The sequence below is a fragment of the Rossellomorea sp. NPDC077527 genome, assembly GCF_044542955.1.
Lineage (GTDB): Bacteria > Bacillota > Bacilli > Bacillales > Bacillaceae_B > Rossellomorea > Rossellomorea aquimaris_E.
In genome coordinates this window covers 136499-149495 of record NZ_JBITVL010000002.1, presented here as the reverse complement: position 1 = coordinate 149495, position 12997 = coordinate 136499, and the positions used below count along the sequence as shown (strand labels likewise).

The window sequence follows — 12997 nt, the reverse complement described above, 5'->3', positions numbered from 1 at the left end:
GAGGCTAAGGATTGCGTTAAGGACTGTTGAGGAAAACTCCTAGACTGTTCATATTCGGACATATAAAGAGGATTATAGTGCGGACTAAGTGGTAATCCAGTCTAGCTTGTGGTGACGCGGCTAAGTCGGGTTTAATGGGAAACCGCCGGTATGGCAACATCCGGTACCTGATTGGGAAAACCTACTGGACCTAAGCTGCAATTTTTACTTTTTATATGACCCCCCAATTACATATAAACAAACTATTTACACAGTAGAAACGGTGTGTTTAAACGATAATGAATGAAACGATGAAAAACTCAATAAAGTGGAGTGTCAGCATTGCCGTTATCACATTTGTGTTAGCGGCTATTTTTTCAGTTACATCAAATATGGTTTTAAATGGGGTTGCGTGGGTAACCGGTCTCGTGGTCGTGTTGATCATCGTCTTTATTGGGATCTTTTTTGATATGCTGGGAATCGCTGCAACAGCGGCTGATGAAACACCCTTTCATGCCATGGCGGCAAAAAAAGTGTACGGGGCCAAATATTCCATAAAAATAGTACGGAACGCTGATCGCTTCGCGAGCTTCTGTAATGATGTGATCGGTGATATTTCAGGGATCATAAGTGGAACGGCATCGGCCATTGTCCTGGTTCAACTGGCCCTTTCATTTCACCTTGAAGGCGGATCTCTAAGGGAATATATCGTTAGTGTCACGTTAACGAGCATCATCGCATCTTTGACAGTTGGAGGCAAAGCACTTGGAAAAACGTTTGCTATCACCTATTCTAAGGATATAATATTTAGAGTTGGTAAAGTTCTACAATTCCTTGAAGATCGATTCCATATTGTCATAATAAAAGATAAAAAAGACAAAAAAGATAAGAAGAAAAAGGGATATAAGCGTGAGAAACAAAATATTTAGTGATGAAAGTGAGTGGACCCCATGGATTTATTGTCAATAAAGGAGCCTTCTTTTCTAAAAAGCATGTCAAATGAACAATTGGAAGAGCTCAGCCAGGAGATTCGCCAATTCTTAATCAAGAATTTATCCAAAACCGGCGGTCATATTGGTCCAAATTTAGGGGTGGTCGAATTAACCGTTGCCCTTCATAAACATTTTAATAGTCCAAAAGATAAAATCCTTTGGGATGTAGGTCACCAATCGTATGTCCATAAAATTCTGACCGGCAGAGCTTGTCAATTTGATACTCTTCGTCAATATAAGGGATTATGCGGATTTCCCAAGCGAAACGAAAGTGAGCATGATGTTTGGGAAACCGGGCACAGCTCGACTTCGTTATCCGCAGCCATGGGTATGGCGATTGCAAGAGATGTGAAAAAAGAGGATTCCTACATCATCCCGGTAATCGGGGACGGTGCATTGACGGGTGGAATGGCCCTTGAAGCCCTTAACCACATCGGCCATGAAAAGAAGGACATGATCGTGGTGTTAAATGATAATGAAATGTCCATCGCTCCCAATGTAGGGGCCCTACACAGTGTCCTTGGACGGTTGCGGACGGCTGGAAAATACAACTGGGTCAAGGATGAAATGGAATACATCCTTAAGCGCATCCCTGCCGTAGGAGGTAAGTTGGCTAGTACTGCGGAGCGGGTGAAAGACAGCTTAAAGTACTTGTTCGTATCGGGCATGTTCTTTGAGGAGTTAGGATTTACGTATCTTGGACCGATCGATGGTCATGATTATAATGACTTGTCCGAAAACATCCAATATGCAAAGAAAACCAAAGGGCCCGTCCTGTTACACGTGATTACGAAAAAAGGAAAAGGGTTTCATCCGGCGGAATCTGATAAGCAGGGGACTTGGCATGGCACAGGACCTTACAAGATCGATACAGGGGATTTAATTAAACCAGTGAATGCACCTCCTTCATGGAGCGGACTTGTCAGTGAGACGGTTCGAAAGGTTGCCCGTGAGGATGAGAGGATCGTTGCCATCACGCCGGCCATGCCGGTAGGCTCGAATTTACTTGGATTCGCAGAAGAATTCCCGGATCGGATGTTCGATGTAGGGATTGCCGAACAGCATGCGACGACGGTTGCAGCCGGCCTTGCAACTCAGGATATGAAGCCGTTTTTAGCAATTTACTCTACCTTCCTGCAAAGGGCATATGATCAGGTGGTTCACGATATCTGCCGTCAGAATCTGAATGTCTTCATTGGAATTGATCGTGCCGGTTTAGTCGGGGCCGATGGTGAAACCCATCAAGGCGTATTCGATATCGCATTTTTAAGACATTTACCTAACATGGTCATTATGATGCCAAAGGATGAAAATGAAGGTCAACATCTTGTCAATACGGCCCTTCAATACAATGATGGTCCAATCGCGTTACGTTATCCACGTGGAAATGGATATGGAGTCAAGATGGATGCGGACTTAAAAACCATCCCTATTGGCACATGGGAAGTGCTGAAGCAGGGAACGGATGCTGCAATCCTGACCTTTGGTACAACGATTCCGATGGCGATGGAAGCTGCAGCTGACCTTGAAAAGCAGGGGGTCTCGGTTCGGGTTGTAAATGCCAGGTTCATTAAACCGATGGACGAGTGCATGCTGAAGAGTATCCTTGAAGAAGAAATGCCTGTACTGACAATTGAAGAGGCTGTCCTTCAAGGTGGATTCGGAAGTGGGGTTCTTGAATTTGCACAGGAACAGGGCTTCCATGATGCGGTGATCGACCGCATCGGTATCCCGGATTATTTCATCGAGCATGGAAGCGTGAAGGAATTATTGAATGAAATCGGCATGACCAAAGAAAATGTTGTGGATCGTATCTTAACAATCACACCAAAAAAACAAAAAAGGGCTTAATGATGAAAGTAAAAAAACAACGTGTAGATGTACTTCTGGTAGAAAGAGGATTAATTGAAACAAGAGAAAAAGCAAAACGCGCTGTCATGGCGGGTCTTGTTTATTCGAATGAAATGAGATTGGACAAGCCGGGGGAAAAAGTCAGTGAAGATATCCCCCTCACAATGAAAGGGAAAGTCATCCCCTATGTGAGCCGTGGTGGCTTAAAGCTTGAGAAAGCCTTGCAGGTCTTTGATGTGGATGTAGACAGCAAAGTCATGATTGACATCGGTGCATCCACCGGTGGATTTACCGATTGTGCCCTTCAAAATGGCGCGAAGATGTCTTATGCCCTGGATGTAGGCTACAACCAATTAGCATGGAAGCTGAGACAGGATGAGCGGGTAGTGGTCATGGAGAGAACCAACTTCCGATATGTCACCCCGGCTGATCTGGAAGGGGAAATGCCGAGCTTTGCATCCATCGATGTATCCTTCATATCCCTTTCCTTGATATTGCCTGTCCTGAAAACACTACTTGTGCCTGGTGGAGATTGTGTCGCATTAATCAAGCCTCAGTTTGAGGCCGGGAAGGACCAGGTAGGGAAGAAAGGAATCGTTAGAGATCCTGCTGTCCACAAGATGGTCATAGAGAAAATCATGACCTTGGCGCTTAATGAAGGCTATCATATTGCCGGATTGTCTTATTCCCCTATTACAGGCGGGGATGGGAATATTGAATTCCTTATCCATCTGAAATGGTCGGGGAATGAGGGAGAGGGAGAGTCCCTTTTAGACTATACCCCGGATGAAGTGATTGACGAAGCGCATAATCAATTAAAAGCAAAAACGCAGTGAGGAATTGCCGCTCTTCGACATAGGAGGGTGGCTTTTTTTATGAAGTCAAACACTGCTTTTGAAAATAAAATCCTAAAATTGAAAATAAGTTAGTCTGTTTTGAAAATAAAACTCTAAATTTGAAAATAAATGGGTCAGTTTTGAAAATAAAACAGCAAATTGATTCGATTACTGCATCTTAAAGCCTATCTAAATCAGGATTACTAATGAAAATAACACTCTGTGTAATCGAATAGAAGCAAATTAGGTTGAAACTTCATGAAATTGTTTCTTTGTTACGGTTAAACCTCCGCTTTTCCTAATGTTCAGCCCCGGTCGCATGAAATACAAGTCCATAAGTCAATTACCTTAAAAAAGGAAAAGGGGTACCTTTCCGAGTAACTCGCCTAATGCTTGTCGGGCCTACCCAAGCCCCTTCCGCTTTTCGATTGTCCAGCTCCAGGGGCTTGGGGCTCGAGGTCATAAGTCAAGCAACCCAAAAAGGCAAAGAACGCCTTTCCGGGTTACTCGTCTTATGCTTGTCGCCCCAGTGCGAGCCCCTTCCGCTTTTCTTTTTTATTGTACTTCGATACAAAATAGGCTAACATAAGCGTAGAGGTATATTTATACAGGCTTTAATCAAATGTAAGAGGTGTATGTTCTATGATGAACAAAGGGCAAAGACATATTAAAATCAGGGAAATCATTACGAATCGAGATGTGGAAACACAGGATGAGCTGGTGGAAAGCCTGAAGAATGCAGGGTTTAATGTGACCCAGGCAACCGTATCCAGGGATATCAAGGAGCTGCATCTTGTCAAGGTACCGCTGATGGATGGCAGATACAAATATAGCTTGCCTGCGGATCAGCGATTCAATCCACTTCAAAAATTAAAGCGGACATTGACCGATGCATTCGTGAAAGTGGATCAGGCAGGACATATGCTTGTGATGAAGACGTTACCCGGAAATGCGAATGCGATTGGTGCATTAATTGATAATCTGGACTGGGAAGAAATTCTTGGAACCATTTGTGGTGATGATACTTGTTTAATCATCTGCCGTACGGAAGAAGAAACGAAAGTCGTTTCAGAACGATTCTTAGATATGCTGTAATTTAAATAAAATATAAGGGTATTAGAATACCCATGATACAAAATCCAATAGGAAGCTTTTCTTTTGCGTTATTGAAAGGAAAAGTTCCTTTTTATTTGAGGTGAATGTTTTGCTACAAGAACTATCAATCAAAAATTTCGCCATTATTGATTCCCTCTCGCTTTCCTTTGAGGAAGGATTGACTGTGTTATCAGGTGAGACGGGCGCAGGTAAGTCGATCATCATCGATGCCATTCATTTATTGGTTGGCGGGAGGGGATCCTCGGAATATGTTCGGCATGGGGAGAAAAAGGCTGAAATTGAAGGGTTATTTATTCTTGATAATGAAACTCATCCTTGCTTTCATAAAGCGGCGGACTTCGGGATTGAAATTGAAGAGGGCATGATCATCCTCAGAAGGGATATCTCGAGCACGGGAAAAAGTGTTTGTAGAATCAATGGCAAGCTGGTGACCATCGCCATAATGAGGGAGATCGGGGCATCTCTCATCGATATCCACGGGCAGCACGAACATCAGGAGCTCATGAATGAAAGCCTTCATCTATCCTTATTGGATCAGTTTGGGGGCAAGGAAATCACATCCGGTTTATCGACGTATGGACAAGTATACAAGGAGTATCTCACCATTTATAACCAGCTGAAAAGACTGAATGAAAATGAGCAGGAGATGGCCCATCGCCTGGATCTCATACAATTTCAGCTGAAAGAAATCAATGATGCTAATCTTCAGCTTAATGAAGATGAAGAGCTTCAGGAAGAAAAACGAAAGCTCATGAACTTTGAACGCCTTTTTGAAGCGCTACAAACCTCCTATGACAGCATTCAGGGAGAGAGAAAAGGGATGGATTGGGCAGGACTTGCCATGAGCCACCTTGAGACTGCTGCAGAGGTTGATTCGCAGTATGAAAAGACACTGGAGTCTGTGTCGAATGCGTACTATATCCTGGAAGATGCCGCCCATCAAGTAAGGGGAGCTCTTGATGAGCTTGAATTTGAGCCGAATCGCTTAGATTTGATTGAGGCAAGGTTGAATGAAATGAATGGTCTTAAGAGAAAATATGGATCGTCAGTAGAAGAAATCCTAGCGTACAGTTCAAAAATCGAAGAAGAAATCGAAACGATCATGAATAAGGATTCTCATGTAGAACATTTACAAAGTACATTACGCTCATTAGAGAAGGATTTATCTTTAGAAGCGAAAAATTTGTCCCAAACAAGAAAGCAATGGGCAAAGAAATTGACTGCCAGTATTCATGAACAGCTTAAGCAGCTGTATATGGATAAGACGAAGTTCGAAGTACGGTTTGTGAAGAGTGGTGAGGGTGAATCATTCTCCTTCCAACATTTTAAAAAGGATGGATGGGATACGGTTGAATTTTATATATCCACCAATCCCGGAGAGCCTTTAAAACCATTGTCTAAAGTGGCTTCTGGTGGAGAGCTCTCACGTATCATGCTCGCCCTTAAAACCATTTTCTCGAAACATCAGGGGATTACTTCGATCATATTTGATGAGGTGGATACGGGTGTAAGCGGAAGAGTCGCTCAAGCGATTGCTGAAAAGATTTATCAGGTCGCGGTCCATTCTCAGGTTATGTGCATTTCCCACTTGCCACAGGTGGCTGCCATGGCTGACTGTCACCTATTTATTTCGAAAAAGCTCTCTGGAGGCAGAACGAGTACAATGGTGAAACGTCTTCAGGAGAAGGATAAGATCAAAGAAATCTCACGTATGATTTCAGGTGTGGAAATAACAGACCTGACTTTGGAGCATGCTAAGGAATTACTACAGTTGGCAGGTTCCATTAAACAAACATGAAAAGCTATCCAATTCGGGTAGCTTTTTTTCATGATTCCCAGTTATAAATGTGGCTTTTAAAGGCAAAATTAAAACTGTAGCCAATAGTTAGTGTGTGTGGATTAGAAGCGAGGAGAGTGAATATATTGAGTTTAGATTGGTTAAGGAAATGTATAGGTGGAATTCTCCTTGTTTCGCTTTGTCTTATTGGTTTTTACAAACCGGTTCAACAATATATCAATACACCGAACACTGTAAGAATGATGGAAGGGGATCAAGTTGCTCTCCCTAAGGCTGCATCCGTCACTACTATGGGTTCGTCGCATAATGAACATGTTCAAGTAAAAGAAGGGAAGGGGCAGCTCTCCATCCAGGGAAGTTCTGTAGGGAAGGACGAAGTGGTATTTGAGCTTGCCGGATTACCCGTTAAAAAAGTAGATGTAGAAGTACTGAAAGATTTCAAAGTGATTCCAGGTGGGCAATCCATCGGAGTCAAATTAAATACTGTCGGGGTGTTAGTCGTTGGCCACCACTTGGTCGATACAGCTGATGGGAAAATGTCTCCCGGCGAAAAAGCTGGAATCCAGGTAGGGGACATGATTACAGAAATTAACGGATCGAAAATTGAAGAGCTTGCTGATGTTGCTCCTTTTGTTCAGAAAGCAGGAGAAGAATCGAAATCTCTTGCCGTCGTTATCAAACGTGAACAAAAGACAGTAAAGACACAATTGCTTCCGATGAAAGAAAAAGGGGACAAAAACTATAAATTAGGGCTGTATATCCGTGATTCAGCAGCGGGTATCGGCACAATGACATTTTATGATCCTAAGTCAAAGAAATACGGAGCACTCGGTCATGTGATTTCCGATATGGATACAAAGAAGCCGATTGTCGTTGATAATGGTGAAATCGTGAATTCTGAAGTAACATCCATTCAAAAAGGGACGGATGGAAAACCAGGGGAAAAATTGGCGCGTTTTTCTTCTGATCGCAATGTCATTGGTAACATCACACGAAACAGTCCTTTTGGCATCTTTGGTAAATTAAATCAAGGAATTGAAAATGACTTGATGGATAAACCGATGCCCATTGCGCTTTCTCATCAAGTGAAAGAAGGACCTGCACAGATTCTAACCGTCGTAGATGGGAAAGAAGTTGAAATGTATGACATAGAAATTGTCAGCACCATACCACAAAAATACCCGGCAACCAAAGGGATGGTCTTGAAAGTGACCGATCCTGAACTTTTGAAGAAAACAGGTGGGATTGTACAGGGGATGAGTGGTAGTCCGATCATCCAGAACGGGAAAGTCATCGGGGCTGTGACCCATGTGTTTGTAAATGACCCTACCAGCGGGTATGGAGTACACATTGAATGGATGTTAAGTGAAGCTGGAATCGATATTTATAAAAAAGATCATAACCGAGCAAGCTGAAGTCAAAACCCTTACCAAAGTACCGATTCCGGGTACTTTTAAGGGTTCTTTTTTTGGGGGGAATTCAGGTACATCGTAGAATATTACACCATATCAGTTTGCCAAAAAGAGTCTCTCCTTGTTAAAATAAAGATTATTCGACAAATGAAAGTGCGAATATCGAATGGGGTCGAAATATAAAGAAATCTTTAGAAAATCAAAGAAAATATAATATTTTTCAAGTTTTTTTCAAAAATAAAAGGAATTTAGGTTGCATTGTCGAAAAAGTAATTTAGAATAAAAATTACAGAGATGTATTAATTAGGATTGAGGAGGAAACCTGTAGTGAAATCGATAAAAGTATGTGTTGTGGATGATAACCGTGAACTAACGTCATTATTGGAAGACTACATTGCTTCGCAAAACGATATGGAAGTAGTAGGGATTGCTCATAATGGTCAAGATTGCTTAGATTTATTAGAAGAAGTGGATCCGGATGTTCTGGTCTTGGATATCATTATGCCTCATTTGGACGGGCTGGCGGTGCTTGAGCGGCTTCGTGAAAAGAAAAGCATTCCTAACGTCATCATGCTCACGGCATTCGGTCAGGAAGATGTGACGAAGAAAGCTGTCGACCTTGGAGCCTCTTATTTCATTCTAAAACCATTCGATATGGAAAACCTTGTGAGTCATATCAGACAAGTTAGCGGAAAATCAAACCCAATCATCAAAAAACCTTCCTCATCCAGAATGAATACAGAACAAAAGCCAAGAAATTTAGATGCAAGTATTACAAGTATCATCCACGAAATCGGTGTGCCGGCACATATTAAAGGGTATTTATATTTAAGAGAGGCCATTTCGATGGTTTATAACGATATCGAACTACTGGGTTCTATAACGAAGGTTCTATATCCGGATATTGCAAAGAAATATAATACGACAGCATCACGTGTGGAGCGGGCGATTCGTCATGCGATCGAAGTGGCCTGGAGCAGAGGGAATATTGATTCAATTTCTTCTTTATTTGGGTACACTGTCAGTATGTCTAAGGCAAAACCAACGAATAGCGAGTTCATTGCCATGGTAGCTGACAAGCTACGCCTCGAGCATATGGCTTCATGAAAGAGTAAGGAATAATCCAATTGTTAAATGAAATGATAGACCAATAACCCTGTGTACCTGTTTGGTGCATGGGGTTATATTTTTTTGTTTAGCTATAGAGTTAAGCGCCTGTAGCCAAGTACCTCGATCACATAGTCCCTTTCCTGAACCATCACCCAGTAACAATCGCCTCTTTTTTAATTTTTAGTGTTTAGCCCTTACAGCTCGTCCACTCAAACATAAGATACAGAGTAGTGCGATAAAAGATAGGGGAGGTGAAAGAATGGGATACTACCGTAATAATGATGATGTAGCCGGGGCTTCAAACCGATGCAGAAACAATGATGTTGCAGGCGCTTCAGACAACAATAACGACTTCAGAGTTCCTGTCAGAGCATATATCAGAGGGGAAGATTTCTGTAGAGCCGTGCGCCGTTGCAGAGACAACGATGTAGCTGGTGAGATGGACAACCGCCGCAGATGTCGCTGCCGCTGGTTCTAATAAACCGCCCTTAACAAAAAATCCTGAGCTTCTCAGGATTTTTTTGTTGGATCGTCTTTAAAAGGTTCATCCTTTGAGATGGGGTGAAATATGTATATAATGAAGACAGTCTTAGTACTACAGATGAAGGATGTACATATAGAAACGAAGGAAGTGAATTCATGACACTGATCTTTGCTCACCGTGGCTCTGCTGGTACACACCCTGAAAACACAATGGAAGCTTTTTATGAGGCTGAAAGAGTGAACGCTGATGGAATCGAGTTAGATGTTCAGTTGACAAAAGACGGAGAAATTGTCGTGATACATGATGAAACAGTCGATCGGACGACGAATGGAAAAGGGTTTGTCAAAGATTATACATTAAAGGAAATTCAAAGGCTCCAAGCGAACTTTACATTTAAAAGTAAATTATTCAAGAAAAATCGTGTCCCTTCATTAAGGGAAGTCTTTCAATGGCTGAAGGGGAATGATCTCCTTTGTAATATTGAACTGAAAAACAGTATCATGGACTATCAAGGTCTGGAAGAAAAGGTGATTGCGCTTATCAGGGAGTTCGGATTTGAAGAGAGGATCATCATCTCCTCCTTTAATCACTATTCAATCGTGGCATGCTATCGTTTGGAACCTGCCGTTGAAATAGCCCCTCTCTATTCATCACGCTTATTCATGCCCTGGGTGTATGCCAAATCCTTAAGGGCTAAAGCTATACATCCCAACTTGAAAGCTGTAAAGGATGATATGATTATAGAGGCAATGAACAATGGAATTTGTGTCAGGCCTTATACGGTGAATAAAGTAGAACATATGGAACGATTATTGAACATAGGCTGCACCGCAATGGTAACGGACTACCCTGAAAAGGCAAGAAAATTGAGGGAAAGTAAAAAAGGCTAGCGCATATTTACGCGTTAGCCTTTTTTGTTGAATCGGGATTGAACTTTATTGCGCTTACGATCACGATGCAGCACGAACCCTGCGATGAATCCTAATCCACAAATAAAGAAAATCAACCCAATGATGAATTGCAGCCATAAATAAGGAATGGGGGGCTGCAGAATCCCAAATAACATATCTCTCATCAATTTAATCCCGAGGGCAGCAAATGCACCGGGAATCAGCATAATAATTAAGGCGATAAGACGGACCATTAGATGCATAACTCCTTTTTCGTTTCCATATTAAAATTCTAACCCCAAGCAGAAAATTGTCAAGTTTCGAAAAGTAGTGTAACATTATGGGTGTGAAAAAAATTGCAGGCGTCGGGGTGAAGAAAGTTGCAAGAGGTTTTAATTGTCGGTGGCGGTAAGGGTGGTACAGCTATTTTGCAGATCCTCCATGAAGTCACGGTCATGAAAGTGATTGCCGTTGTAGACCTAAATGAACAGGCTCCTGGGATCAAGCTCTCAAGAGAGCTGGGGATTCCGGTGGGTACAGATTGGCGACCGTTCCTCAGTGATTCTGTGGACATTGTCATTGAAGTGACCGGAGATCAGGAAGTTTTCGAACAGATAAGGGACAAGCGTGGTAAAAGCACGGTCATCATACCTGGAAGTGTGGCATTCCTCATTTCGAAGCTCCTTGAAGAAAAGGAAGACCTTATCCACCAATTGACGAGTGAATCATTTAAAAGGGATCTTATTTTCAATTCGACGGATGATGGTATGGTCGGAATCGATGATCAAGGTATCGTAATGCTATTCAATAAAAGTGCAGAGCGGATGATTGGAAAGAATCAGGAAGATGTAATGGGACTGCATATTTCAGAAGTGATCCCTGAAAGCAAACTGACAAAAACGATTCAGACAAGGCGGACAGAGATCAATCAGGAGGTCATCCTGGGGAATGGGTTGAAGATCATCTCAAACCGGATTCCGATGATCACGGACCAAGATGAAATCATTGGGGCCTTTTCGGTATTCAAGGATATTACGGAAGTAGTAAACCTGGCAGAGGAAATAACCAACCTTAAAGAAATACAGACGATGCTTGAAGCTATTATCCATTCTAGTGACGATGCAATCTCTGTGGTAGATGAAGAAGGGAAAGGGATCTTGATCAATCCCGCCTACACGAGGATTACAGGGCTTTCGCAGGAGGAAGTGATCGGGAAGCCTGCCACTGCAGACATTTCTGAAGGGGAAAGTATTCATCTGAAGGTATTGCAAACGCGGAGGGCGATCCGTGGAACGAAAATGAGAGTAGGACCGAAGCGGAAAGAAGTCATCGTCAACGTTGCACCCATCATTGTGAACAATAAGCTCAAGGGGAGTGTCGGGGTCATACATGACATGTCGGAAATCCAGTCACTAACCCAGGAATTGGACCGAGCCAGAAGAATTATCCGCACACTTGAAGCAAAGTATATGTTTGAAGATATAATTGGTGATTCCGAGGAAATGATGATTGCCGTTGAGCAGGCAAAACTAGGGGCGAAAACGCCCGCTACCGTTCTTCTTCGCGGTGAATCGGGAACCGGGAAAGAATTGTTTGCCCACGCAATACATAATGCCAGCGACCGTAAATTCAATAAATTCCTCAGGGTTAACTGTGCAGCTTTGTCAGAGAACCTGTTGGAAAGTGAGTTATTCGGGTATGAAGAAGGTGCGTTCTCGGGAGCGAAGCGTGGAGGTAAGCGTGGTTTATTTGAAGAGGCGAATAATGGCAGTATTTTTCTTGATGAAATAGGAGAATTAAGTGCAAATACACAAGCGAAATTATTAAGGGTCCTCCAGGAAAATGAAATTGTGAGAGTTGGGGGGACAAAGTCTATTCAAATAAATGTCCGTGTCATCGCTGCCACGAACGTAAACCTCGAAAAGGGAATTGCTGATGGATCATTTAGGGAAGATCTCTATTACCGCCTGAACCGGATGCCGATACAAATATCTCCTTTAAGACAGCGTAAATCCGATATACCCCTCATTTCTGAAGCGTTGATTGCAAAGATCAATCAAGATTATGGGAGAAATGTAGAGGGGATAACGGAAAGCGCCATGTACAAGTTGATGAATTATCATTGGCCTGGAAACGTGAGGGAACTTGAGAACGTGCTGGGAAGAGCCATCATCTTTATGAAATACAATGAAGTGAAGATCGATGGGAATCATTTACCTCAATTAGAACCTTCAGTCAAAACCGTTGTCAATACGGTGGAATTACCCTCGCCAGACTCTGTCGAAGATCTTGCCACCCAAGTTGAGGTTTTTGAAAAGAATATAATTCTAAAGGTTTTAGAGCAGAATAATGGTAACAAAACGGCTACGGCCAAAGCGTTGAATGTGTCTGTGAGGAACTTATATTATAAAATTGAAAAATATAACATTGAAATAAATAGCATGAAATAATTTGCATAGTATGAAATAATTTGCGTGTTAATATTTATGATTGTAAAGCGGTTTCAACATTTTAAAGTTGGCACGCTTC

Annotated in this window: 10 protein-coding genes; 9 read left to right on the top strand and 1 reads right to left on the bottom strand. The window is 42.3% G+C overall.

From position 1 onward, the window contains the following. Positions 1 to 278 precede the first annotated feature (278 nt). The 8 genes from ACIGG7_RS05935 (at position 279) to ACIGG7_RS05900 (ending at position 10468) form a co-directional block, all read left to right on the top strand. Entirely contained in the window at positions 279 to 908 is a 630-nt protein-coding gene (locus ACIGG7_RS05935) for a hypothetical protein (protein WP_224940244.1), read from the top strand. A 21-nt stretch (positions 909 to 929) separates the two neighbouring features. Further along, the gene (dxs, locus tag ACIGG7_RS05930) at positions 930 to 2822 is read left to right on the top strand and encodes a 1-deoxy-D-xylulose-5-phosphate synthase (RefSeq protein ID WP_397549163.1); all 1893 of its coding nucleotides are present in this window, start codon (positions 930 to 932) and stop codon (positions 2820 to 2822) included. Positions 2823 to 2824: 2 nt separating this feature from the next. Beyond that, positions 2825 to 3658 carry a TlyA family RNA methyltransferase gene (locus tag ACIGG7_RS05925; RefSeq protein WP_397549657.1) on the top strand — a complete coding sequence of 278 codons (834 nt, stop codon included), beginning with the start codon at positions 2825 to 2827 and terminating at the stop codon, positions 3656 to 3658. A 645-nt stretch (positions 3659 to 4303) separates the two neighbouring features. Beyond that, a complete protein-coding gene (gene ahrC, locus ACIGG7_RS05920) occupies positions 4304 to 4753 on the top strand; it encodes a transcriptional regulator AhrC/ArgR (RefSeq protein ID WP_060672439.1) in 450 nt (149 codons plus the stop codon). Between the two features lie 109 nt (positions 4754 to 4862). Beyond that, positions 4863 to 6572, top strand: coding sequence for a DNA repair protein RecN (gene recN / locus ACIGG7_RS05915; protein WP_397549162.1), 1710 nt, complete (start codon positions 4863 to 4865; stop codon positions 6570 to 6572). 125 nt (positions 6573 to 6697) lie between these two features. Beyond that, a complete protein-coding gene (gene spoIVB, locus ACIGG7_RS05910) occupies positions 6698 to 7987 on the top strand; it encodes a SpoIVB peptidase (RefSeq protein ID WP_224940247.1) in 1290 nt (429 codons plus the stop codon). Positions 7988 to 8311: 324 nt separating this feature from the next. Beyond that, complete coding sequence (spo0A, locus tag ACIGG7_RS05905; protein WP_206849709.1) at positions 8312 to 9091, top strand: sporulation transcription factor Spo0A; 780 nt, start codon at positions 8312 to 8314, stop codon at positions 9089 to 9091. A gap of 642 nt (positions 9092 to 9733) precedes the next feature. Continuing rightward, positions 9734 to 10468, top strand: coding sequence for a glycerophosphodiester phosphodiesterase (locus tag ACIGG7_RS05900; protein WP_397549161.1), 735 nt, complete (start codon positions 9734 to 9736; stop codon positions 10466 to 10468). A 14-nt stretch (positions 10469 to 10482) separates the two neighbouring features. On the opposite strand, the gene ACIGG7_RS05895 is transcribed toward ACIGG7_RS05900, so the two are convergent. Beyond that, positions 10483 to 10722 carry a DUF2627 domain-containing protein gene (locus ACIGG7_RS05895; protein ID WP_224940249.1) on the bottom strand — a complete coding sequence of 80 codons (240 nt, stop codon included), beginning with the start codon at positions 10720 to 10722 and terminating at the stop codon, positions 10483 to 10485. 126 nt (positions 10723 to 10848) lie between these two features. Here ACIGG7_RS05895 and ACIGG7_RS05890 point away from each other — a divergent pair, with 126 nt between their 5' ends. Further along, the gene (locus tag ACIGG7_RS05890) at positions 10849 to 12918 is read left to right on the top strand and encodes a sigma 54-interacting transcriptional regulator (protein ID WP_397549160.1); all 2070 of its coding nucleotides are present in this window, start codon (positions 10849 to 10851) and stop codon (positions 12916 to 12918) included. The last annotated feature ends 79 nt before the right edge of the window (positions 12919 to 12997 follow it).

Coding starts and splice junctions, on each gene's coding strand:
- ACIGG7_RS05935 (WP_224940244.1), top strand. CDS start 279: ATGAATGAAACGATGAAAAACTCAATAAAGTGGAGTGTCAGCATTGCC.
- dxs (WP_397549163.1), top strand. CDS start 930: ATGGATTTATTGTCAATAAAGGAGCCTTCTTTTCTAAAAAGCATGTCA.
- ACIGG7_RS05925 (WP_397549657.1), top strand. CDS start 2,825: ATGAAAGTAAAAAAACAACGTGTAGATGTACTTCTGGTAGAAAGAGGA.
- ahrC (WP_060672439.1), top strand. CDS start 4,304: ATGAACAAAGGGCAAAGACATATTAAAATCAGGGAAATCATTACGAAT.
- ACIGG7_RS05900 (WP_397549161.1), top strand. CDS start 9,734: ATGACACTGATCTTTGCTCACCGTGGCTCTGCTGGTACACACCCTGAA.
- ACIGG7_RS05895 (WP_224940249.1), bottom strand. CDS start 10,722: ATGGTCCGTCTTATCGCCTTAATTATTATGCTGATTCCCGGTGCATTT.